This window comes from Scopulibacillus daqui (assembly GCF_016908855.1).
GTDB lineage: Bacteria > Bacillota > Bacilli > Bacillales > Sporolactobacillaceae > Scopulibacillus_A > Scopulibacillus_A daqui.
In genome coordinates this window covers 1-21,989 of the sequence record NZ_JAFBER010000014.1, presented here as the reverse complement: position 1 = coordinate 21,989, position 21,989 = coordinate 1, and the positions used below count along the sequence as shown (strand labels likewise).

Genomic DNA, 21,989 nt, shown 5'->3' with positions numbered 1-21,989 from the left:
AAGCAAAAGCGGGGGCGATTCCCCGCTTTAAAATTTCTTTTTCCATGCTTCTACGGCTTCACGGGTTTTCGCCAACTGATTAACTGTAAAGTCATATTGCGATGAAGCATAAGCAAAAAACAGCACATCAATAACTAATAGTTGGGCAAAGCGGGATGTGGTTGCCGCACTTCTGAGTTCCGCTTCCGGTGCACGGGCAGTATTGATGATGATATCAGCTGTCTGCGAAAGCTTATTATTGCCAAATCGGGAAAGACCGATAGTAGTGAGGCCATATTCATTGGCAAGCTCTGTCAAATGAATGACTTCCGGTGTATTGCCGCTGTATGAAATTCCAAAGAAAACAGCGTTGGGTGGAGAGGCAGCAAAATTCATGGACAGCACATGGCAGTCAGAAACAGCAAAAATAGACTTGCCAAGCCGCTTCCACTTTTGGGCAACGTCTTCGGCGACAATATAAGAGGCGCCGACGCCATATACATAAATGACTGATGCTTGACGCAAAACGTCTATCGTTCTTTTAATGGCTTGGCTATCCAGATGTCCTGCAGTTATCTGAAGGGTTTGCAATGTATTTGACATGACTTTTTCGATGATTGATTCGACCTCTTCGTTGGCTTCAATGTCGAGATAACCGGGCTGCCGGGGCTTGGCCAATTCAATTGATAGGCGCATCTTTAAGTCTGGAAAGCCGTCCAGCCCCATTGAGCGGCAGAAGCGGACAATGGCGGCACTGCTTGTTCCAGCCTTTTTTGCCGTTTCATGGATGCTCATTTTTATCACTTCTTTTGGATGATGCCTTATATATTCTGCGACCTTTTGCTCCGATTCAGGCAAATCCGGCAAGGCCGCTTTAATCTGTGAAGTAATGCTGGAAATGGTCATCAGCTCGTCTCCTTTATGGGTGTTTATATAGAAGTTTCAATCCATTTAATTTTAAATTTTCCGCCGGGCTCAATAGCTTCCAACAGAGGCAGATCCTCGTCTATAATTTGTCCAATGACATTGACTTTGCCATCTTTCGGCAAGTCAGTCAAGGTTATTTGCAGTTCACCGGCGTAGCGCCCATAGAGTCTGTTGTCGATCGTAACTGCGCCGCGCGGCCGGACGGTTATATGATAAGGATGATATTTTATGTCATTTTGAATCGCATAAGTCCGCGATTCCGCCGAGCGCAGGCAATCCCTGGCCGGATCAAGCCGGTTTGTATGATGGGTAAGAACTGTTTTTCTCAGTTCTTTTTCTAGATATGGCCAAGCCCTTAATGTAACGGTGCGGTCTTTTTGCCAATTGGCAAATTGTATCAAGGCGTCCTGTGATAAATAAGGATCGCCGACATGAACTTTATCCACTCCGCAAGACTGAACGAGTTCTAAATAAGCGGCAAACGGTGATATGGTTCGATGCTTTTCCAAAGTCGGGAGCCCGTGGAAAAGGGGACCGCGCAGCGACTGATCACCAGGTATAAAAGCCATCGTTTGGAGGCCGTATCTATGAAAGAGCTGGTTCTTTTCAATGAGAAAGGCTTTGCCTAGCCCAGTTTCCGGGCGGGGGTAAAAGTTGTGCCAGGCTTCGGTGTTATCGGTGTTTAGTCCGTTTTGTGCCAATTGGTCAAGTTTTGGCTCTGTTATCGTGCTTGCATTAAGAGCGATGCGCATTTGCTGTGATAAACGGATGACTGTTTGTTCATCAATACCGTAATCAATGCGTATGCCGTCAACGCCCCAGTTTGCCAGTTTGCAAGCCGTAGTAAAGGACAGGCCAAGATATGCCATGGATTTTGGTGATATATCAGCCATCAGTATCATACCATGTTCCTTTGACAGCTGGCCTAGTGTTTGCAATTGTTCACGGTATTGCGATGGATCATCTTCTGGAATGTGAAGCGAAGTAAAGATAGCTTCGAAGCCGTGTTGCTTGGCCGCTTTTATAAAATTTTCAACAGATGCAGAAAGTTTATTGTTTAAATAAATAGAAATCCCGAGCATGGAAAAACCTCCGAAAACGGCCCGCATCTTTGCAAAAGGTGCGGGCCGTTTAATAGTTAAATGATATAAAGAAAGGCATGATGCCGATGAAATACGGACCTAAAATAACTTATATATTTTTTGCCATTTCTTCTTTAAAGCCGAAAAAGTAAGTGAAAATAAATCCGGCAATATAGGTAATGACAAGGCCGATAAAGTATTGCAAATATTTATTTTGTACAATTAATGGTATAAGCGATAAGCCTGAGACGCCGATGCCGGCAGAAGCCGTATGCATAACCGCTTGAAAAGCGCCGCCGACAGCCGCGCCAAGACAAGCTGTGATGAAAGGGCGGCCAAGGGGAAGCGTGACGCCGTATAAGAGCGGTTCGCCAATGCCTAAGAAACCGACCGGAAGACCGCCTTTGATAATGTTGCGCAAGCGTTTGTTCTTCGTTTTGACAAAGACAGCGATGGCTGCGCCCACTTGGCCGGCACCTGCCATAGCCAGAATCGGCAGAAGCGGGGTGTAGCCTAATTTATTGATCATCTCCATATGAATCGGCGTGAGTCCCTGATGCAGGCCAACCATAACAAGCGGCAGGAAGAACCCGGCAAGAACAGCGCCCGCTAGAACGCCGCCGACATTTAAGATGGCGTTGATGCCATAAGTAATGCCGTCGGAAAGAACGCCGGCAACTGGTTGAACGATAAAAACAGTTAAAATACCGACAATTAAAACGGTGATTGTAGAAGTAAATATAATATCGATCGAATTCGGTATGATTTTACGGACTGCTTTTTCAAAAATAACCATTAACCAAGCGGCAAACATGACACCGATCAATCCGCCGCGTCCGGGGATTAAATGCTGGCCAAAGACAACCAGATCCGCAAGTCCGGGGTTAATGATAAAAATACCGGCAATAGCCCCTAGTACAGGTGTGCCGCCGAACTCTTTGGCGGTATTCCAGCCGACAAGAATGCCCATATAAGTAAAGATACCGCCGCCAATAAATAATAGCAGCTGCATCCATAGTGCTTTTGGATCAGCGCCGGCGTTTTTGGCAAAATTGGCAATGCCGTTTAAAATGCCGGATGCCACTAATCCTGGAATAAGGGGGATGAAGATGTTGCCGATTTTCCGCAAAATATTTTTTACAGGCGTGTTATTCTTTTTTTTAATTTCTGACTTTTTCTGAAGCGCCTCTTGAGTATAAGGTCCATCCAGATTTTCATTAACTTCGCCAGCCTTCAGCCCTGTCATTTTCGCTATTTCTGCAGAAACTTTATTTACAGTTCCCGGTCCGACAACAACTTGCAGCGTTTCATCTTCAACAACGCCCATCACCCCGTCAATAGCTTTTAATTTTTCGATATCGGCTTTGTTGGGATCTTTTAGTTTCATCCGAACCCTTGTCATGCAATAGGCTTGGCTGATAAGGTTATCTTTGCCTCCTGCATGCTCTAATATCTCTTTGGCCATGCGCTCTTCCTTTTTCATGATTAAACCCCCTCGTAAAAATTCTAAGCGATCAGGAAATCAATTGACTTAAATCACTTCTGTACCATTTTTATTCAATCGCTTTTCTGACAAAACCTTGATTTTTTTCTAAACGTTCGGCGGCTTCTTCGTATGTCATGCCTGTCAGCAGCATCACAATAGCCACTTTTGGTTTGTTATGGGCTTTTCTCAAGTATTCTTCCGCTGTTTGAAAATCACAAGACGCGGCTTCCATGATTATCCGTTTCGCGCGTTCTACCAGCTTTTTATTTGTTAGCTGCAAATCAACCATTAAATTGCCGTAGACTTTTCCTATACCAATCATTGAGGCGGTTGAGAGCATGTTGCAGATCAGCTTTTGCGCGGTACCAGCCTTTAATCGCGTTGAGCCTGTTAATACTTCAGGACCGTTTACGACTTCAATGGCCACTTGTGCTATTTTTCCGATTTCGGAATCTTTATTGCAGCTGATGGCAATGCTTGCCGCGCCAATTTTATTAGCGTATTCAAGGCCGCTGATAACATAAGGTGTTCGGCCGCTGGCAGCAATGCCGACGACAACGTCATGTTTTGTTAACTTGATGTTTTTTAGATCTTGAATCCCTAATGTCTTGCTATCTTCGGCTCCTTCGACAGCTTTAATGAAGGCCCTTTCGCCGCCGGCTATTAATCCGATCACTTCATTGGGGTCTGCACCGAACGTAGGCGGACATTCAACTGCATCAAGCAAGCCGATTCTTCCGCTTGTGCCCGCTCCCATATAAATGAGGCGGCCTCCGGATTTGAAAGATTTAATAATTTTTTTGACTGCTTCAGCAATTTGCGGAATTTGCTTGCGAACGGCAAGAGCCACTTTCGCGTCCTCATCATTCATAACTTTTAAAAGCTCTTCTGCCGACATCTGATCTAAATTCATCGTGCGCTCGTTTCTTGTCTCTGTCGTTAAATGATTAAGCATCGTGTCTATCACCACAACTTTTTAAAATTTGTAAGCGTTTTCTCATTTAAATTATATGACCTTTGAAATAAAATATCAATATAAAAGAAATAAAATAAAATTTAATTTCAAACAAACGATTAATTAAAAAGCCCAAGGCCATTTAAATAGGACCTTGGGCTTTGTTTTCTGTATTTTTTAATTTTGGAATTTATATATCCAAAATCTTTCTGTTTTAAGCTGATTCATAAATTCTTGATTTTCTTTGCTGAGGCGCTTTTTTATGCCTTGGACAAGCCCTTGTGTCTGAGAGCGGTGAGCTTTGATCACTTCAAGCTTCCGATCAGCAAATTCGCTGACATCCCTCTTAATATCCGGCTGACCTAATTTCTCATAACAATCATGTGAGAAGGCGAGACAATGAACCTCTGGTCTTTGATCTTTCGCCATGCTTTCAACCGCCTTAATCACAGCTGCGCCGCATGCGTTATGGTCAGGGTGTACGCTGTATCCGGGATAAAAAGTAATGATGACTTCAGGGGTGATTTCATCAATAACGGCACGAATGCGCTTGGCAAGCTCTTCAGGATCTTCGAATTCAACGGTTTTGTCTCGAAGCCCCATGCGGCGCAAATCTTTAATGCCTGTGATCCGGCAAGCTTCCTCAAGTTCTTTTTTGCGAATTTCAGGAAGCGACTCGCGCGTCGCAAAAGGGGGTTTTCCCATGTTGCGTCCCATTTCGCCAAGGGTCAGGCAAACATATGTAACAGAGATCCCTTCTTGAATATACTTCATAATGCTGCCGGAGACCCCGAATGCTTCATCATCAGGATGCGGAAATACAATTAATACATGTCGATCCATATTTATTCTCCTTCCTATAAAGGATGTTCAAAAAGTCCGGGAAAAACAGCCTTAGCTTTTAGAATGGTTCTTTGCTCAGCTCTAGAGCAACAGCGAGTTTTCCTTCATGATCGTGACCGGCGATAAGCAGCCGGCCTTTATCATCAATTTCCCAATCAGTGAGGCCCTCGGCATATATCCATCCAATCGGCATTTTAAGTCCAATACGGTATGGGTTGTCTCCCGTGATCGTTCCGCGCGTATAGGTGACTTTTGCGTTTCTAATGTATGCTCCCGCCGAGAAGAAACCTTCGTTAAAATGAGACGCATAAGCGCCATTAGTCGTTTCAAGATGGAGATAAACCTCTTGATTAGCGAATGAGTCTAAAGCCTGTTGAACTTCGGATTGTTTTATCGGCTGCAACTGTCATTCCTCCTTTAATCAGCGAACTTTACAACAAACAGGATGTTCAGGTAACTTTATTCTACACACTATCATACAACTTTGAGTGGGTTTGTTATAAAAATATGCTTAGTGAAAAGCATATTTATGTTTGAAAAAAAGGGAAAGATGAAAAATAGAGTTAACATTGATGATAAAGGAGCGACAACAAAAATGAAACAAAGAAAACTTATTTTAGCATCTTCATCTCCAAGGCGCAGGGAGCTTATACAAACATTGGGCCTTCCTGTTGAGATAAGAAAGAATGATGTTGATGAAACCATTCATGAAGACTTAATGCCGTCACAGGTAGTTAGAGAACTGTCGTTGAGAAAAGCTAAAGCGGCCTATGCTGAATGCAAAAAGAATAACGAGCACGGCATTATTATTGGTTCGGACACAATCGTCGTATTAAACAGCCAAAGGCTCGGCAAACCAAAAAATGAAGAAGATGCTTTCCATATGTTAAGCATGCTGCAAGGAAATATTCATGAGGTTTACAGCGGTATCGCATGTATTGATGCGGAGACCGGCCATAATCAAACCGGACACAGCATGACTGAAGTCAAAATCAAGGCTTTGTCCGATGAACAGATAAAACGCTATATCAGTACGGGCGAGCCAATGGATAAAGCGGGTGCATACGGTATACAAGGGCTCGGTGCAACATTTGTAGAAAGAATAAACGGCGATTATTTCACCGTCGTAGGTCTGCCTTTGTCCCTGCTCAGTGACATCCTTGGGGAGTTCGGTGTTCAAGTGCTGTAAGTTTAAAGCTTTCCTTTCTTTTGCCGTGTTTTTAGTTTTTTTATTGCGGCGGCATTGGAGCAGCATAAGGCAATAGCGCAATTATGATTGCCAAATGAGCTGAACAGCGAATGGCACCGCTGTTTCAATTGATGATATAAAGATCTGTTTATAGAAACGAAAGCCTCGAATCTTTTAAAGCTGTTTTAATTTAAATACAGACGGGTAAACAAATAATAGAATGTTAAAGGGGGATTTTTTATGGTCAAGAAAGTAGCAGTAGTCATGACTGATCTAGTCGAGGATTCTGAATACAGCGAACCGGCAAAAGCATTAAAAGAAGCGGGTCATCACTTAACCATCATTGAAAAGACAAAGGGCAAAACCATAAAAGGAAAGAAAGACCAATTGTCCGTGACAGTCGATGCTTCTATTGATGATGTGAAGCCGGCTGATTTCGACGCGCTGCTGATCCCAGGCGGCTTCTCGCCGGATATACTTCGAGCTGATGATAGGTTTGTATGCTTTGCCAAAGCGTTTATGGATGATAAAAAGCCTGTATTCGCTATTTGCCACGGGCCGCAGTTGTTAATTACAGCTGAGTCATTAAAAGGCAGAGAAGTTACAGGCTATAAATCTATTAAAGTTGACCTGAAAAATGCCGGTGCAAATTTCCATGACAAGGAAGTGGTCGTTTGCCAAAACCAGTTGGTTACCAGCCGCACGCCGGCTGATTTGCCGGCATTTAACCGCGAAAGCTTAAATCTGCTCAAATAATATATATTTAGGGTGAATAGAAGAAAGCTGCTCCTGTCTATGTGACAGAGCAGCTTTCATTTTTTGTACATTATTTGCAGACTGTATGAATAAGTCAGCTTAAATTTGCAGCGGAACGTGATCGCAGCATTTAGAATCTAATAAAGCTTCTAAAATCTTTCGGTTAGCTTGTTCATTTTTATAAATAATAGCTTGTTTTTTTGGGCAAAAGGCATCTTCAGGCGACACTGGCCATTCTCCGCAAATGTCGATGCCGCAAACGTGTTTGTGGGTAATGATGGAAATCATCATTTGGATTAAGTCTGTCAATGCCATATGTCCTTGGTCCCAGTTCGTTTCAGCATATAAGGAATCAAGGATATCCTTATCTATGCTAATGTATACAAGATCTGTTTGGATTTGCAGTAGAATCTCTTTCATCAAGGTTGGTGTGAAATGTTCATTTGAAATAATATGAATCTTTTTCTTAAGTTGAGTTGGCAGATTGAAAGGGTTAGAAGTGTCTGGACCAATAATAATGGCTTTTTGCAGATAGGGCAGGTTTAATGCAGAGTGATAGACCCAAGAGCCGCATGATAATATTGATGGAATTGATCCTTCCATTAAGTCAGTATGATGGTCGAGAAGGATTAATGTGAAGGGCTCTTGGATTTCAGAAAGCAGAGCATAAGAGACGTAGTGATAATTCCCGTTGCCTATCAGTGTAATCCCTTTTTGAGTACGGGTTTTTATCGCGTTTTTGATTTGATTAAATGAGTTTTCTTCGCAATATAGATTGGTATGTTTGATGTTATATAAGTCAATCCAGTTATGAGGGAAATCATGACATAATCGATCTTGTGCAATATAGCTGCCGTCAAAATTTAAGATAGTTATACCATGATGCAGCAGCCCCATAACCCGTTCACTTCCTTTCGAAAAAGGTAGAATGATTAAGGATGGTTCTTTAAAGCTTATTTTAAATCGGACTGGGCAGAATGCAAATATTTTGACTTGTCAATATAACTGGCAGTACGCAGGTTCAGCGGGCAGACCCTTGAAAAGAAGAGGCTTATGTGGTACTTTTGATCTGAAAATATATTTAAATATGATAGAGCACTGGGGGAGCTGGAAGAGGCCGGCTGAGAGTAAGACCCGAAAAGTCTTAGACCCTTGAAACCTGATCTGGATTATGCCAGCGTAGGGAAGTTGCGGATTTTGATATGTATGTTCAGGGCGCAAATCCTATTCTGGGAGCTGCGCCCTTTCTGCATAGATTGATAGTTAGTCTCCATTTTCTTCCCCGTGACAATCCCCAAGTGCATGAGAGAAGGAGGCCTTTAGTGTCTGTCCGTAAGTTAACTTTTTCAGCACTGTTTATTGCCGTTGGAACGTTAACAAGCCATATCATCTATATTCCGATCGGCGTATCTAAAATAACCCCCGTTCAGCACATGATCAACGTTTTATCAGCGGTTATTCTTGGTCCAGGTTATGCGGTTGTCAATGCCTTTATGATTTCTTTATTAAGGAATTTGCTCGGAACGGGTTCGTTGCTGGCATTCCCTGGCAGCATGATCGGTGCATGTCTCGCTGGTCTTTTATATTTTATCGCAAAAAAGAAAATCTTTGCTGTTTTCGGCGAGATTACAGGAACCGGCATTATCGGAGCACTTGCCTCATTTCCAATTGCTAAATGGCTTCTAGGCCAAAATATAGCAGCTTTCTTTTTTATCGTTCCGTTTTTATTGAGTACGGTTTGCGGCAGCTTGATAGCTTGGGCAGTACTCGCAGCGCTAGAGAAAAATCGGTCAGCATCAAAATATTTTTCAATGAGGTGACAATTATGAAAACAGCTTTAACAATAGCAGGATCGGATTCCAGCGGCGGTGCCGGCATCCAGGCTGATCTGAAAACTTTTTCGGCACACGGTGTCTATGGCATGAGCGTGATTGCGGCAGTAACCGCACAAAATACACAAGGTGTCCTGGATGTTGAGGACATTTCTCCGGATATGATAGGCAAACAGATCGATGCTATTTTCACCGATATCCCGGTTCATGCAGTAAAGATCGGCATGGTATCGGATGAGGCATCCATTAAAGTTATTGCCGAAAAGCTTCAAACCTATCAGCCGGAACATATTGTCCTTGATCCGGTTATGGTGTCCAAAAGCGGTTATGATTTGCTAAAGGCAGAAGCCAAACAAGCGCTGATAGAAGCATTGCTGCCTTTAGCGACCGTCATCACCCCTAATTTGAAAGAGGCAGGCGTGCTTATAGATCAATCTATATCCGATTTAGAGGAAATGGAACAAGCGGCGAAACAAATTTATCACATGGGGCCTGAGACTGTTCTTGTTAAAGGCGGGCATTTAGAAGGAGAGCCTGCAGACATTCTTTTCGACGGCAAGACTTGGCGCCATTTTAAAGGCAAAAGAATTCACAAAAACAATACGCACGGTACTGGTTGTACGCTGTCGTCAGCCATCGCGGGCAATCTTGCAAACGGGCATTCGTTAGAAGATGCTATTTTAAAAGCAAAGTCTTATATTGAAGGCACTATTGAGCACGGGTTAGCCATTGGGAAAGGCGTCGGACCGACCAATCATTTGTATCAATGGTTTCCAGAGACAAGTGTGACGGATTAAGGAGAGGTGTCCTGCTATGGAACAAATCTATGAACTTTTCAATAAAATAAAAGACAAACAGCCGCTTGTCCATCATATTACAAACAGCGTAACGATGAATGACTGCGCTAATGCCGTCTTAGCTTTGGGAGGCCGTCCGGTCATGGCTGACAGCCCGAATGAAGCAGCTGAAATGGCGGCGCAGTCGTCATCTCTTGTTATCAATATCGGCACTTTGGCAGAAGAAACTGTCGAATTAATGTTAAAAGCCGGAAAAGCTGCAAACGAAAAAGGGATTCCCGTTATCTTTGATCCGGTAGGCGTCGGCGCTACTCAATTCCGCAGCCAATCTGCCAAAACCATTCTTGCAAATATCGACTGTTCTATTATATGCGGAAATATGTCAGAGATCAGAGCGCTGGCGGGACTGCCTTCAAGCGGCCAAGGCGTTGACTCGGGCGACAGCATGGATGGCGCCGAAGAGCTGGCTAAAGAGCTTGCCGGCGAATTGAAAGCAACGATTGCTATCACAGGAGCGATTGATGCCGTATCAGATGGGGAGCGGACGGTTCGTATTCAGAACGGCCACCCGATGCTTGCCAGCCTGACAGGCACTGGCTGCATGACGAATTCATTAATTGGTGTTTTCGCGGGAACGGAAAATAAACCGTTTGAAGCCGCTGCAGCAGGCATTTTAGCAATGGGGCTTGCTGGAGAAAAAGCTTATCGCCATTTGGCGGCGAATGAAGGAGCGGGCATGTTCAGAGTTCGTTTGTTTGATGCCTTATCAACACTGGCGGTTGAGGATCTTAAGAAAGGGGCGCGTATCAATGGCTGATAAACACGCCGATTACTCTGTCTATCTAGTAACCGAGAACTATGATTCTCATTGCAGCGATCAATACATGACCAAGATCAAACAAGCGCTTGAGGGCGGCATAAGCCTATTGCAGCTCAGGGCAAAGCATGCATCATCGAAAGTGTTTTACGAGCTTGCCGAAGAGCTTAAAAGCATGGCTCATGCCTGCAATGTGCCTTTAATCATCAATGACCGTGTCGATATTGCCCTAGCTGTTGATGCTGATGGCATTCACGTGGGCCAAGATGATCTTCCAGCCGGAAAGGTACGGAAAATCATTGGTCCTGATAAAATTTTAGGCGTCTCTTGTTCAACTGTTGAAGAAGCGATAAAAGCGGAACAAGATGGTGCTGACTATCTCGGCTGCGGGTCAGTTTTTCCAACCAAAACGAAAAGCGATGCAACGATGATTGAACTTGATGAGCTCAAACGAATCAAAGAAAATGTATCGATTCCGGTTGTTGCTATTGGCGGCATAACGGAAGAGAATGTGAACGAACTCCTCAAACGGAATGTAGACGGCATTGCCGTTGTATCAGCCATTCTTTCCCAACCGGATGTAAAAAAAGCCGCAAAGATACTGAATGAAAAAATGAAAAAGGCCGGGAGTCTATAACTCTCGGTCTTTTCTATATTAGGACAATCTATTTAAAAGAGTATGAGCAAAGCCGGATGTTTTGATGTGATCAATTGACTCGTTCACCGCCAAAATACCGCCTCGCTCGGTTATGGCGGCCGGGGTTCGGTCATTTGGCTTCGTGATGAATCTCAAATGCCGTCCTGATACCTGACTCTACGGCACCTTCAATCCAATTTGGATCAGATGATGTTTGTTCACCGGCAAAATGAATTCTTCCCTCTGGAACCGTCATATAAGGAAGCAACTCCGTTTGTTGATCCGGCTTGAAAAAGGTAAAACCCCCGCACGAATTTTTATCTAGAAGCCAGCTCTTCGACGCCCCTGTAACGAATTCCTTATAAACGATATCGCCGTGAATAGCAGCCAAGTGTTTTAAAGCATAATAGACGCGTTCTTCATTAGAAAGGGCTATCCAAGGCGATGTATCATCCCCCCATGTATAACTGGCGATAACAACGGCAGATCCTGAAGCGCCGATGCCGATACTTGGATAATAGACGAAGCGTATTGGCAAATCGGTAATTGTTTTCCCGCCGTATAATCCTTCTTTTTCCCAGAATCTGCTTTTAAATTCAATTGCTACTTTTGTCGCATTCATATAATGAACTTCTCTGATCGCTCTTCGCTTTATATGAGATATGGAATGATAAGGCTGTATGTCAACTTGGCGCAAAGCTGGAAAGGGAACTGTAATAATGCATCTGTCGCCGGTGAGGCTGCGATACTCTGAACCGTGCTTAGAATAGACAGTGACACTGTCAGTTTGCTGTTTAATGCTGACCGCACGGTGATTAAATAAAATGTTATCTTTTAATTGGGGATAAAAGGCCTGAGGGAGCAAATCATTTCCGCCTGTAATTTCAAAAAAGCGGGATATAGGTTCAACCGGTTTATAAATCCGCGACAAAGGTTTTAGAAAAATCATCGCATCTCTCATGGATTGGATGAAAGCTTGTTCGAGCAGTCCCTCCAAATCAAAAAGAACAGCAATCATCTCGATCGCACCTTGCGAGAAGGTTTTTCCAGACGGATGGCCAGCATATTTTAAAAAAGCTTGCATGGAGTATTTATCGAAATGTTTAAGGACAATCGGCCAATTTTGATCCGGGTTTTTATTAATAAAGTCAGTGATAGGCTTCAATGCTTGATACAGTAAAAATTCCGCGGTTTTGCCTTTTTCATCAGGGAATACTGGATATTGGAGAATATCAGGATTTTGCTGATAGTGTTTGACACGTGCTTTTATGCCATTGACATAAATGAAATCTTCAGGTGTTGCATTTATAAATAAATGGGTTGGTAAATGGAACTTTTTAATATATTCTAATACTAAAACATGTGATTCCGGCAAGCGCAAAGCGCCCATATTGGCATAATGTCCGCGGCTGAACGGCGATCTATATGTCATCACGCGCCCGCCGACACGATCGTTGGATTCTAAAATGTAAACGTCGTGGCCGGCCTCCTTAAGCAAAGATGCAGCGACAAGTCCTGACATGCCTGCGCCGATAATCACAACCTTTTTCGGTGCTATTGTTTGTTCAAAGCCGTGGCGAATAATGGAAAGCATTTGCTCAAGAGACAATGGAGACTGAGGTTTGTGAACCATGCTTTGCCATCCTTTCCGTTCCATATATTAGAGTTATTCGTACAAAAGAGCTAATGACATATTATTCGTCTTAAGCAAAAACTATGCCTATACGGGAACATGCCAGTTCTTTTTGAGCGGGCGTCTTCCTGGCTCCCATGGGAGAATCGCTTTTTCCCGCTAAGATTCGAAGGGTTTAAGAAGTTAGGCTGTCATTGAAATGAAAAAGGGTCAGAGGGAGTGTTACGATGCTGAAAGTGATGGTTGTTGAGGACGATAAGACAATAAGAGATATTGTTTATGAGAATATAAAGCGATGGGGATTTGATGCTTTTTATGTTGAAGATTTTCAAGATGTTTTGTCATTGTTCATAGAAAATAAACCGCATCTTATCCTTTTAGACATTAATTTGCCTGCATATGACGGCTTTTATTGGTGCCAGAAAATTAGAGAGGTATCCAACGTGCCGATTATTTTCCTGTCTTCCCGGGATACTGGAATGGACATTATTATGGCTATGAATATGGGCGGCGATGATTATATTCAAAAGCCTTTTGATATAGATGTTCTAATGGCAAAAATTAATGCTGTTTTAAGAAGGACCTATTCTTATACCAATACAGATGCCAATGTCATTGAACATGACGGAGTCGTACTTAACCTAAAAGACAGCCATGTTTTTTTTCAAGATAAGAAAGCTGAACTGACAAAAAATGAACTAAAGATTATTTATATATTGATGAAAAACCATGGCCATGTTGTATCAAGGGATAAAATCATGAGAAGTCTCTGGGAAGACGAAAGCTTTGTCGATGATAATACGTTAACCGTTAATATTGTCCGATTAAGAAAGAAATTAGCCGGAGTCGGCAAGACTGATTTTATTAAAACAAAGAAAGGGCAAGGATATATCATAACATGAGATTTATCGATTACGTAAAAGATAAACGTTTTCTCATTTTGTTTTACATGATCCTTATGGCATTTATTTCTGCTTTTGTATCAATAAGCAATACGCAAAGAATGTCATTGGAGAATATCCTATATATTAACGGTGTTGCTTTTATATTTTTTATCATTTATATAGCAGGCGATTTTTTTGTTCATAAAAAGTATGACGCTGAATTAAAAGAGGCGATTGAACGCAGCGGCCAAGACGCTTTAGATATCGTGCTTCCCGAGCCGATGACGCATGAGCAGAAGATTTATTACAGGATGATTGACCATATCAAGAAGATGCATTCTGAGCAAATTGAGAAACTGTATAACGAAAAAAGGGAAAACCAAGATTTTATCATGTCCTGGGTGCATGAAATTAAAACCCCGATTGCCGCGAGTAAGCTGACGATTAACAACAGCGGCCATAAACCAAAAGAGGATATTCTGGACAAGCTTGAAGATGAATTGGCCAGGATCGATAACTTTGTCGAACAAGCCCTTTACTATTCCAGAATTGATACATTTAATCAGGATTACTTTATTCAAGATGTTAAATTAGAATCTGTTGTTGTAGAAAGCATAAAAAAGCATTCCAAATGGTTTATTAATAAAAAAATCAGTGTAGAAATGGATAGCCTTGCCAAATATGTTCTGAGTGATAGAAAATGGCTAATCTTTATTATCGACCAAATCTTATCTAATGCAATCAAGTATACCGAAAGAAATGGGCGCATTCGTTTTGCTGCAGAAGACAATGATATTGAAACAACATTGCTGATTGAGGATAACGGCATCGGCATTTCGCCTGAGGATATCGGCAGAGTTTTTGAAAAGGGATTTACGGGGACCATTGGCCGCCAAACGGCGAATGCCACTGGAATGGGGCTCTACCTTTCAAAGAAACTCGCTGAAAAGCTAGGTCATAAGATATCAATTGACTCAAAGGAAGGAACGGGCACAACGGTGATTCTTCATTTTCCTAAAGTTCTGGACTTCTATCAAGTGGCAAAAAGCAACCCTCGCTGACTTTTCACCAGCGGGGGTTGACGTTTGATTAAGACCGCGGCCAAACCCTACAAAATTGTAAGGTTAGAGCCATGTATTGTAAGGAAAAGAAATGGTTCGAGCGCAGCCGCTCAATTAGAATAAAAATTGTCATCCATCAGTTTTGCTGAAATCGGTTCGGTTTTTCCGTTTGATATAGAATACAGAACCAAACTAAAGGTAAAAAGGAAAAGGTTCAGGAGGGAAAGAAAAAATGAAAGTTATGCTGGAAGCTGGGAATGTGAAAAAAGTATATGGCCAAAAAGGACATATCTATACTGCCTTAAAAGATATTAATCTTGAAATAAAAGAAGGCGAATTTGTAGGAATAATGGGTCCGTCCGGTTCTGGAAAAACGACGCTGTTAAATATTCTGTCTACTATCGATCAGGCGACTTCCGGCAGCATTCGCATTGACGGCAATGACATTGGGAAAATGAAAGAAGAACAGTTAACATCTTTTAGAAGAGAAAAGCTAGGGTTTATCTTTCAGGACTACAATTTATTAGATACTTTGACAATAGAAGAAAACATTGTATTGCCTTTAGCCCTTTCAAAAGTGAAAGCCAAGGAAATTGATCGGCGGGTAAAAGAGATTGCCGGGAAATTCGGCATTGAGGATATTTTGAGCAAGTTTCCTTATCAGGTTTCTGGGGGACAAAAGCAGCGGGCGGCGGCATCTCGTGCCATTATCGCCAATCCAAGCTTGATCTTTGCGGATGAACCGACCGGTGCACTTGATTCCAAATCAGCGACAGCATTGCTGCAAAGTTTGAGCCAGTTAAATGTAAAGGACCACGCGACAATCATGATGGTTACTCATGATGCCTTTGCCGCAAGCTTTTGCAGCAGGGTGCTGTTTATTAAAGATGGTGTCATTTTTACAGAACTCGTAAAAGGAGAAACATCACGGCAAGAATACTTCCAAAAAATCTTGGATGTTTTGTCCGCCTTGGGAGGTGGGAAAGGTGACCTTATTTAGTATTGCCAGAAAAAATATTAAAAGAAATTTTTATAATTACTTTTTATACTTTGCATCAATGATCTTCAGCATTGTGATCTTTTTTACTTTTGTTTCTTTGCAATACAATGATCAAATAGTTAAAGCAACAACGATGAAAGTTGACGGTGCCTTCAAGGCAGCATCTGTTGCGCTTATTATTTTCGTTAGTATTTTCATCTGGTATTCTAACGCCTTCTTCACTCGAAAACGGAAGAAAGAAGTCGGGTTATATTCGCTTCTCGGCGTTAAAAAGAAACAGATAGGCTTAATGCTTTTTTATGAAAACTTTGTCATGGGCATTTTAGCTCTTGTTATTGGCGTTATTCTGGGCGCGCTGCTTTCCAAATTTTTTGTGATGCTGCTGATGAAGCTGGTGGGGGCAGCCGCGGTTGATGTTCATTTTATGATTTCCGGAAAGGCGATTATTGAGACGGTAATTGTCTTTGCCATCGTCATTCTTATCACGTCCTTTGAAGGTTATCGATTGATTTATCGTTTTAAGTTGATAGAGCTTTTCCAAGCGGAGAAAAAAGGAGAGTCGACGCCAAAAGCTTCGATCTTTGCTGCAATATTTGCGGTTATCCTCATCGGTTTTGGATACTGGCTGGCTTTGGACATGTCTTTAGGTATATGGAGCAACTTTTTATTTACGGTATTCTTGATATTAGCCGCTGTTGTTATTGGCACGTACCTGTTTTTCCGTTCATTATCTGTTTATTTGCTTAAGTTATCAAAGAAAAACAAGAGATATTATTATAACGGGATTAATATTATCGGCACGTCCCAGCTCTTGTATCGAATCAGGGGTAATGCCCGAGTATTGACAGTGATTGCTATCTTAAGCGCGGTCACGCTTTGTGCCTTTGGAACAAGCTACAGTTTGTATTACACCAACAAAAAAAGTGTTGAAACCCAATATCCGTTTAGTTTCGCTTATATTTCGCAAGGGCCGGCATTAGACCATAAAGTTAACGAAATATTAGACCAAGCAAAAGATCATAAGGTGACGAACACGGTTTCTGTGCCTGCTCTGAAGTTCGAGGCTGATTTGCCGGATATGGACAATCCGCCTTCTCAATACTTTATGGACCTGCGCCGGGTGACGCTTATGCCGCAGTCTGAATTTAATAAGCTTGCCGGAGAGTTGGGAATAGATGATAAGATCCATCTAAAAGGGAATCATGCCATTGCATTGGATAATGAATATAACGCAAACTATTCGCCAAAATATAAGGGTGAGCACGCCATTATTCATTCAAAACCTAACAAAGCGACCCTCGAATTTATTGGCTTCAAAGAGTTCAATTTATTAAATCGGGAAGTCGGCGGTTTGACCGTTGTTGTTAATGATCAATTGTTTAACCAGCTGTCTAAAGCGAACCCTGTGGCAAACATTAAAGAAATAAATGTCACTAACGCAGCCGATGCCGGTCAATTATCAAATAAACTAGCTGATATTCTGCCGGAAAAAGCAAAGTTTAGTGATTTTTATAAGGCATATAAGGGAGCGATGTCCGCTTCGGGAATCATGATTTTCATGGGGGCTTTCCTGGGACTTGTCTTCGTATTGGCAACCGGCAGCATTATCTATTTCAAACAATTGACTGAAGCAACAGCTGATAAAGACCGTTACGATATTTTAAGAAAAATCGGTGTTTCTAATAAAGAGATTAAAGGCTCAATTGCTAAGCAAATATTATTTATCTTTGCACTGCCTTTAATTCTGGGTATACTCCACAGCGCTTTCGCTTTAGCGTCATTATCCAAATTATTGGGGCAGAATATTGTCATACCTGTTTTAATAAGCATGGGTGTTTATACTTTGATATATATTATCTACTATTTCTTAACGGTTAACTCGTATGACAAAATCGTCAAGGCTAAGAAAAGGATTTAGCCAATATTCCTTTAAAATACAATTAATGAGTAAGGAGAGTCAAAATGAAAAAATATATCCCTATTCTGGCTATAGCTCTTGTGTTTACGGTTCTTTTGACGGGCTGCAATTTTAATAGATTAGGCGCTGATCAATATTATGTTCAAATTAAAGGCAAAGGCCATAAAGTGACTGACAGCGGTTTTACACGATATGAATATCGTTTGCCGGCTTATGATAAAGACGGAAATAAAAAACAGCTGGAGTTCAGCGCTGAAAAGCAGCTTCGTGAAGGCGCCTATTTAACCTTGTACGTTAAAGAGAAAAAAGGTGTAACATCTTATCAAGAAGTAGACAAGAAAGATGTACCGCCGAAGGCAAAGGAAAAATTATAAAATAAAAAGCCGCATTCCAAAAAGTTAAGGAATGCGGCTTTCATTATTATGATGCCCGTTTCTTATGCTTCATCATAAAGTAGGCAATGATTAAAATAGCAAACCATACCGGTGTTACAAATAAAGAAATTCTAGTCACAAAATCAAAGCCGAGAATGATGATAACGGCGACGAAGAAACCTAGGACAACCCAGTTCATCACTGGCGTTAATGGCATTCTAAAATGAATTTTCCTGGCTTCCTCAGGCATTTTGCGGCGGAACAGCATGTGTGAAATAAGAATAATGCTCCATGCCCAAATAAAGCAAATGGTTGCCACGCTTGTTACGATTGTAAATACCATATCCGGCAATAAATAGTTTAATAGAACGCCGATCAGAAGAGCGAGTGTTGAGACAATCAGTGCAAATGCCGGAACTTTGCGTTCGCTAAGCTTGCTTAGCGTTTTGGGTGCCTGGCCGTTTTGCGCCAATGAATACAGCATCCGGCTTGTACTAAACAGTCCGCTGTTGCAGGATGATGCTGCAGAGGTTAATACGACGAAATTAATAATTCCTGCTGCGGCAGGTATCCCGATTTGCGAAAATACGGTTACAAACGGGCTGCTGTCTGGGCTGACTTTATCCCAAGGGAATATAGACATAATGATGAGCAGAGCGCCAATGTAAAAAATAAGAATTCGGATCAGAATATTATTAACGGCTTTTGGGATTGTTTTATTAGGATTTTCAGCTTCACCAGCGGTAACCCCGACGAGTTCAACGCCGACAAATGAGAATACAGCCATTTGGAAAGCGAGAAGAAACCCCGAGATGCCATGCGGAAAGAAACCGTTGTGCTTATATAAGTTTGAGAATCCAGTAGGATGGCCATGGTTCCCAAACCCTGTAAAAATAATCACTAATCCAAGAACGATTAGAGCAAGAATGGCAATAATCTTAATCATGGCAAACCAAAATTCCATTTCACCGAAAGCTTTAACGGTAGCGATATTAATTAAAAATAAGACGATAACGCACGCTAGAGCCGGAATCCATTGCGGAACATCGGGAAACCAATACTTAACATAGATGCCGACAGCGGTAATTTCAGCAATGCCGGTGGCAATCCATGTAAACCAGTACGTCCAGCCCGTAATAAATCCCGCCCAGGGGCCGATAAGCTCTTCGGCATAATCGCTGAAGGAGCCTGAGGTCGGCTTATACAAGATCAGTTCGCCGAGTGCTCTCATCACGAAAAACAGAGCCACGCCAACGATTAAATAAGTCAGCATAAGAGACGGGCCGGCGAGTTGAATCGATTTTCCCGCTCCAAAAAAGAGCCCTGTGCCAATCGCCCCGCCAATGGCAATTAATTGGATATGGCGATTTTTCAGTCCTCTTTGCAAGTTTTCTTCATTGCTGTGAGATTGGTTGATAGATTGATTGCTCAATGAATGACACCACCCTTAAGATAATTTGGTAGCATGACAAGTAGAAGCATGATGTTTTTCAAATGTTTAGACATTTGACAGGATTGCAACAGTAGTTATTAGGAACTATTTAATTTATATTATAACAGTTTTTTAACAAAAATAGCATAAAATTTTCATATTATTGATAAATTCAATCTCTTCAATCTTTATTTTTGATTTAAATTCATGTTAACTAATGGTAGGTCAAGTCATTCCTGCAGTGTTAAGACAATGCTGTACAATATGTTTTAAAAAAGAAAGTTATAAAAGACAAGTGCTAATCATTTGCTTCTAAGCATCCAAGCATGATGTTCATTTACATATAATAAGTTAAAGCTGATGATTCCGATCGCGGAAAACATCAGCTTTTTTCGGCTGTCTTCATTTGCTCTCTATTTAACATTTACCCTTAATCCTTTAGGATAAAAGTTTTTTAAAGTGCCTTTGACTTCTTTGCCCCAGCCCAATGGGAAGCCTTCGATAGTTACAGCGCACCATCCTCGGTCGCCGCCGGTCTGCAGCGTTTCACCGCGAAGGTACTTTTTCCAGCTGTCATCGTTCAGACTTAAATCGACCTTGTGCCGATATGAATCAATAGGGAGGCCGTGAGCCAAGGCGTGATTCGGTTCAAAACGGTTTTTCTTTAATTCTCCAAGATGAAGACCAGGACGGATAACTTTGAGTCCCGTGAAGTCTGGACAATGATCAGGAAGAGCATACAGTTGGCTGTTTTTGCTGAATAGCGGCTGCTGAATGCTAATATTCAGCGCTTGCTTTTCAAATGTCCGGTAATCATTGATGTTTATTTTTTTTGAAATCCCCTTTGCCAAGCGGATAGAATGCTTGGTTGGCCGGCCGTTCTTTTGCAGCTTAGCGACAAAATGTCCCTCGCCTTTTAAATGATGAGGCCAAAGCCGGGCTGTCAGGTGAAGGGATTGCAATTTAGATTCAGTCCAATCAGGCTGGCCGCTATTTATGCCATGGCCTTTGTCAATTGGCATGAGCTGCATATCAGGGTGTTTGTCAATCAATTTTTCAATCATTTGTTCATTTTCAGAAGGTGAAAATGTACATGTGGAATAGACGAGGATGCCGCCTTCCTTTAACATCTTGTAAGCGGATTCCAGTATGTCTTTTTGCAGAGAAGCACAATGTTCGACATGATCAAGACTCCAATATTTGACTGCTTCCGGATCTTTGCGGAACATGCCTTCACCAGAGCAAGGTGCATCAACGACAATTTTATCGAAGTATCCTTGAAAGTGATTGGCGAGTTTTTCAGGCGTTTCATTTGTGACAATCGCATGAGAGGCGCCCATTCGCTCGATATTTTCCGATAATGCTTTGACGCGTTTTGGATGAATGTCGTTCGCCACCAGGATGCCCTGATTTTTCATAGCGCCGGCAATTTGTGTAGATTTTCCGCCTGGTGCGGCGCATAAATCTAGAATACGCTCTCCCGGTTTGGCATCAAGAACTTCTGCAACAAACATGGCGCTTGGTTCCTGGATATAATAAAGGCCGGCGTGGTGGTATGGATGTTTGCCGGGTTCATCGGCTGGATGATAATAAAAACCTGTTCGGCAAAATGGAATACTATCGATGGGAAACGGTGCTAAATTTTTAAATGCCTCGACGTCTATTTTTAATGTGTTAACGCGCAATCCGGAGGCTTTATTGTCTTTATATGAAGAAAAAAAGCGTTCCGAATCGTCTTGCAGCATCGTTTTCATTCGATGTATAAAATCGGCGGGTAACTGCACTTTTATAGCTCCTTTCGTATTCATTCCACACTTTATGTATAAATTGGCAGCACGGAGCGGCCGTTCCAGAGAGGCGGTTAATGAGGTATAAAGTATAAGCGTAATCAAGCCTCTGTCTCCGCTTTTAAGGCTACCCAATCGGCAAGTTTTTCTTTAATTATATAAAAAGCGGGATATGAAAGTAAAAGTTGTGCAAGATCGAGTTAACAGTGATAAATTTTCGAAAATTACAAAATCACCTTTACAAATCTCATATAGCGGTTATAATTAAGAAAAAAAGAGGTGATGTCCTTGTATATGAAAGATGAGCGTGTCATCTATCAAGGCGAACAATACATTGTTTTATGGGTGTACGAAAATCAACAATGCGAATTACAAAAGGTCGATGATTGTCACACGATAGTATTGTCACATCTCTCTGAAGTGGAATTTGTTGAATTAGCTGCAATATAAGCTTATTATATAGATACTTCAGGCAAATTTAAGTTCAGTAAACACCTTGGCTTATGGGTACTGCACCCCGGAAGTTAGAGTAAAAAATCTAACTTCCGGGGTGTTTTTATATGGCAAAGTACAGCGATGAATTTAAACTAATGATAGTGA

Annotated in this window: 22 protein-coding genes and 1 riboswitch; of the genes, 12 read left to right on the top strand and 10 right to left on the bottom strand. The window is 41.9% G+C overall.

Annotated elements, in window-relative coordinates; all coding sequences use genetic code 11:
• Nucleotides 1–27 precede the first annotated feature (27 nt).
• The 6 genes from JOD45_RS10655 to JOD45_RS10630 all read right to left on the bottom strand — a co-directional run bounded on the left by JOD45_RS10655 (nucleotide 28) and on the right by JOD45_RS10630 (nucleotide 5,675).
• On the bottom strand, nucleotides 28–885 hold the full coding sequence (locus JOD45_RS10655) for a MurR/RpiR family transcriptional regulator (protein WP_205003873.1): 858 nt from the start codon (nucleotides 883–885) through the stop codon (nucleotides 28–30).
• Nucleotides 886–908: 23 nt separating this feature from the next.
• Nucleotides 909–1,988, bottom strand: a complete 1,080-nt coding sequence (locus tag JOD45_RS10650; protein WP_205003872.1) for a DUF871 domain-containing protein — start codon at nucleotides 1,986–1,988, stop codon at nucleotides 909–911.
• A 109-nt stretch (nucleotides 1,989–2,097) separates the two neighbouring features.
• Nucleotides 2,098–3,471: a PTS transporter subunit EIIC gene (locus JOD45_RS10645; RefSeq protein WP_205003871.1), complete on the bottom strand. Its 1,374-nt coding sequence runs from the start codon at nucleotides 3,469–3,471 to the stop codon at nucleotides 2,098–2,100.
• 70 nt (nucleotides 3,472–3,541) lie between these two features.
• The gene (gene murQ, locus JOD45_RS10640; protein ID WP_205003870.1) at nucleotides 3,542–4,429 is read right to left on the bottom strand and encodes an N-acetylmuramic acid 6-phosphate etherase; all 888 of its coding nucleotides are present in this window, start codon (nucleotides 4,427–4,429) and stop codon (nucleotides 3,542–3,544) included.
• 177 nt (nucleotides 4,430–4,606) lie between these two features.
• Entirely contained in the window at nucleotides 4,607–5,272 is a 666-nt protein-coding gene (gene bshB2, locus JOD45_RS10635) for a bacillithiol biosynthesis deacetylase BshB2 (protein ID WP_205003869.1), read from the bottom strand.
• Between the two features lie 58 nt (nucleotides 5,273–5,330).
• Entirely contained in the window at nucleotides 5,331–5,675 is a 345-nt protein-coding gene (locus tag JOD45_RS10630) for a YojF family protein (protein ID WP_205003868.1), read from the bottom strand.
• 192 nt (nucleotides 5,676–5,867) lie between these two features.
• On the opposite strand from JOD45_RS10630, the gene JOD45_RS10625 reads away from it, so the two are divergent.
• Entirely contained in the window at nucleotides 5,868–6,461 is a 594-nt protein-coding gene (locus JOD45_RS10625; protein WP_205003926.1) for a Maf family protein, read from the top strand.
• 240 nt (nucleotides 6,462–6,701) lie between these two features.
• Nucleotides 6,702–7,217 (top strand): type 1 glutamine amidotransferase domain-containing protein, encoded by a 516-nt coding sequence (locus JOD45_RS10620; RefSeq protein WP_205003867.1) that lies wholly within the window; start codon nucleotides 6,702–6,704, stop codon nucleotides 7,215–7,217.
• 99 nt (nucleotides 7,218–7,316) lie between these two features.
• Here the strand turns inward: JOD45_RS10620 and JOD45_RS10615 are convergent, their stop codons facing one another.
• Nucleotides 7,317–8,114, bottom strand: coding sequence for an arginase family protein (locus tag JOD45_RS10615; protein ID WP_205003866.1), 798 nt, complete (start codon nucleotides 8,112–8,114; stop codon nucleotides 7,317–7,319).
• Nucleotides 8,115–8,307: 193 nt separating this feature from the next.
• Nucleotides 8,308–8,421: riboswitch (TPP riboswitch) on the top strand.
• A 118-nt stretch (nucleotides 8,422–8,539) separates the two neighbouring features.
• Between JOD45_RS10615 and thiW the strand changes: the two genes are divergently transcribed.
• The 4 genes from thiW to thiE are packed head-to-tail and all read left to right on the top strand — an operon-like array spanning nucleotide 8,540 to nucleotide 11,300.
• The gene (gene thiW, locus JOD45_RS10610; RefSeq protein ID WP_338056077.1) at nucleotides 8,540–9,037 is read left to right on the top strand and encodes an energy coupling factor transporter S component ThiW; all 498 of its coding nucleotides are present in this window, start codon (nucleotides 8,540–8,542) and stop codon (nucleotides 9,035–9,037) included.
• Nucleotides 9,038–9,042: 5 nt separating this feature from the next.
• Nucleotides 9,043–9,846, top strand: a complete 804-nt coding sequence (gene thiD / locus JOD45_RS10605; RefSeq protein ID WP_205003864.1) for a bifunctional hydroxymethylpyrimidine kinase/phosphomethylpyrimidine kinase — start codon at nucleotides 9,043–9,045, stop codon at nucleotides 9,844–9,846.
• A gap of 16 nt (nucleotides 9,847–9,862) precedes the next feature.
• Entirely contained in the window at nucleotides 9,863–10,663 is an 801-nt protein-coding gene (gene thiM / locus JOD45_RS10600) for a hydroxyethylthiazole kinase (RefSeq protein WP_205003863.1), read from the top strand.
• The gene (thiE, locus tag JOD45_RS10595; RefSeq protein ID WP_205003862.1) at nucleotides 10,656–11,300 is read left to right on the top strand and encodes a thiamine phosphate synthase; all 645 of its coding nucleotides are present in this window, start codon (nucleotides 10,656–10,658) and stop codon (nucleotides 11,298–11,300) included. Before thiM ends, thiE begins: the two co-directional genes overlap by 8 nt.
• A 130-nt stretch (nucleotides 11,301–11,430) precedes the next feature.
• Here the strand turns inward: thiE and JOD45_RS10590 are convergent, their stop codons facing one another.
• A complete protein-coding gene (locus JOD45_RS10590) occupies nucleotides 11,431–12,933 on the bottom strand; it encodes a flavin monoamine oxidase family protein (protein ID WP_239549219.1) in 1,503 nt (500 codons plus the stop codon).
• 230 nt (nucleotides 12,934–13,163) lie between these two features.
• Here JOD45_RS10590 and JOD45_RS10585 point away from each other — a divergent pair, with 230 nt between their 5' ends.
• From JOD45_RS10585 to JOD45_RS10565, 5 genes are all read left to right on the top strand, one after another.
• On the top strand, nucleotides 13,164–13,835 hold the full coding sequence (locus JOD45_RS10585; protein WP_205003924.1) for a response regulator transcription factor: 672 nt from the start codon (nucleotides 13,164–13,166) through the stop codon (nucleotides 13,833–13,835).
• Nucleotides 13,832–14,878, top strand: a complete 1,047-nt coding sequence (locus JOD45_RS10580; protein ID WP_205003861.1) for a sensor histidine kinase — start codon at nucleotides 13,832–13,834, stop codon at nucleotides 14,876–14,878. The genes JOD45_RS10585 and JOD45_RS10580 overlap by 4 nt, the downstream gene beginning before the upstream one ends.
• A 232-nt stretch (nucleotides 14,879–15,110) precedes the next feature.
• Nucleotides 15,111–15,878, top strand: coding sequence for an ABC transporter ATP-binding protein (locus JOD45_RS10575; RefSeq protein ID WP_205003860.1), 768 nt, complete (start codon nucleotides 15,111–15,113; stop codon nucleotides 15,876–15,878).
• Nucleotides 15,865–17,796 carry an FtsX-like permease family protein gene (locus tag JOD45_RS10570; protein ID WP_205003859.1) on the top strand — a complete coding sequence of 644 codons (1,932 nt, stop codon included), beginning with the start codon at nucleotides 15,865–15,867 and terminating at the stop codon, nucleotides 17,794–17,796. The genes JOD45_RS10575 and JOD45_RS10570 overlap by 14 nt, the downstream gene beginning before the upstream one ends.
• Nucleotides 17,797–17,840: 44 nt before the next feature.
• Entirely contained in the window at nucleotides 17,841–18,170 is a 330-nt protein-coding gene (locus JOD45_RS10565; RefSeq protein WP_205003858.1) for a YxeA family protein, read from the top strand.
• A gap of 46 nt (nucleotides 18,171–18,216) precedes the next feature.
• Here the strand turns inward: JOD45_RS10565 and JOD45_RS10560 are convergent, their stop codons facing one another.
• Both JOD45_RS10560 and JOD45_RS10555 read right to left on the bottom strand, forming a co-directional pair.
• Complete coding sequence (locus tag JOD45_RS10560; RefSeq protein WP_205003923.1) at nucleotides 18,217–19,587, bottom strand: amino acid permease; 1,371 nt, start codon at nucleotides 19,585–19,587, stop codon at nucleotides 18,217–18,219.
• Between the two features lie 428 nt (nucleotides 19,588–20,015).
• Nucleotides 20,016–21,410 (bottom strand): RsmF rRNA methyltransferase first C-terminal domain-containing protein, encoded by a 1,395-nt coding sequence (locus JOD45_RS10555; protein WP_205003922.1) that lies wholly within the window; start codon nucleotides 21,408–21,410, stop codon nucleotides 20,016–20,018.
• A gap of 261 nt (nucleotides 21,411–21,671) precedes the next feature.
• On the opposite strand from JOD45_RS10555, the gene JOD45_RS10550 reads away from it, so the two are divergent.
• Nucleotides 21,672–21,839 (top strand): hypothetical protein, encoded by a 168-nt coding sequence (locus tag JOD45_RS10550; RefSeq protein ID WP_205003857.1) that lies wholly within the window; start codon nucleotides 21,672–21,674, stop codon nucleotides 21,837–21,839.
• Nucleotides 21,840–21,989 lie beyond the last annotated feature (150 nt).

What these genes read in the sequence shown, in the direction of transcription:
- bshB2 (WP_205003869.1), bottom strand. Translation starts at nt 5,272, where the DNA reads ATGGATCGACATGTATTAATTGTATTTCCGCATCCTGATGATGAAGCA.
- JOD45_RS10590 (WP_239549219.1), bottom strand. Translation starts at nt 12,933, where the DNA reads ATGGTTCACAAACCTCAGTCTCCATTGTCTCTTGAGCAAATGCTTTCC.
- JOD45_RS10650 (WP_205003872.1), bottom strand. Translation starts at nt 1,988, where the DNA reads ATGCTCGGGATTTCTATTTATTTAAACAATAAACTTTCTGCATCTGTT.
- JOD45_RS10575 (WP_205003860.1), top strand. Translation starts at nt 15,111, where the DNA reads ATGAAAGTTATGCTGGAAGCTGGGAATGTGAAAAAAGTATATGGCCAA.
- JOD45_RS10615 (WP_205003866.1), bottom strand. Translation starts at nt 8,114, where the DNA reads ATGGGGCTGCTGCATCATGGTATAACTATCTTAAATTTTGACGGCAGC.
- JOD45_RS10580 (WP_205003861.1), top strand. Translation starts at nt 13,832, where the DNA reads ATGAGATTTATCGATTACGTAAAAGATAAACGTTTTCTCATTTTGTTT.
- JOD45_RS10625 (WP_205003926.1), top strand. Translation starts at nt 5,868, where the DNA reads ATGAAACAAAGAAAACTTATTTTAGCATCTTCATCTCCAAGGCGCAGG.
- JOD45_RS10620 (WP_205003867.1), top strand. Translation starts at nt 6,702, where the DNA reads ATGGTCAAGAAAGTAGCAGTAGTCATGACTGATCTAGTCGAGGATTCT.
- JOD45_RS10550 (WP_205003857.1), top strand. Translation starts at nt 21,672, where the DNA reads ATGTCCTTGTATATGAAAGATGAGCGTGTCATCTATCAAGGCGAACAA.
- thiE (WP_205003862.1), top strand. Translation starts at nt 10,656, where the DNA reads ATGGCTGATAAACACGCCGATTACTCTGTCTATCTAGTAACCGAGAAC.
- thiD (WP_205003864.1), top strand. Translation starts at nt 9,043, where the DNA reads ATGAAAACAGCTTTAACAATAGCAGGATCGGATTCCAGCGGCGGTGCC.
- JOD45_RS10565 (WP_205003858.1), top strand. Translation starts at nt 17,841, where the DNA reads ATGAAAAAATATATCCCTATTCTGGCTATAGCTCTTGTGTTTACGGTT.
- JOD45_RS10645 (WP_205003871.1), bottom strand. Translation starts at nt 3,471, where the DNA reads ATGAAAAAGGAAGAGCGCATGGCCAAAGAGATATTAGAGCATGCAGGA.
- JOD45_RS10555 (WP_205003922.1), bottom strand. Translation starts at nt 21,410, where the DNA reads ATGAATACGAAAGGAGCTATAAAAGTGCAGTTACCCGCCGATTTTATA.
- murQ (WP_205003870.1), bottom strand. Translation starts at nt 4,429, where the DNA reads ATGCTTAATCATTTAACGACAGAGACAAGAAACGAGCGCACGATGAAT.
- thiM (WP_205003863.1), top strand. Translation starts at nt 9,863, where the DNA reads ATGGAACAAATCTATGAACTTTTCAATAAAATAAAAGACAAACAGCCG.
- JOD45_RS10655 (WP_205003873.1), bottom strand. Translation starts at nt 885, where the DNA reads ATGACCATTTCCAGCATTACTTCACAGATTAAAGCGGCCTTGCCGGAT.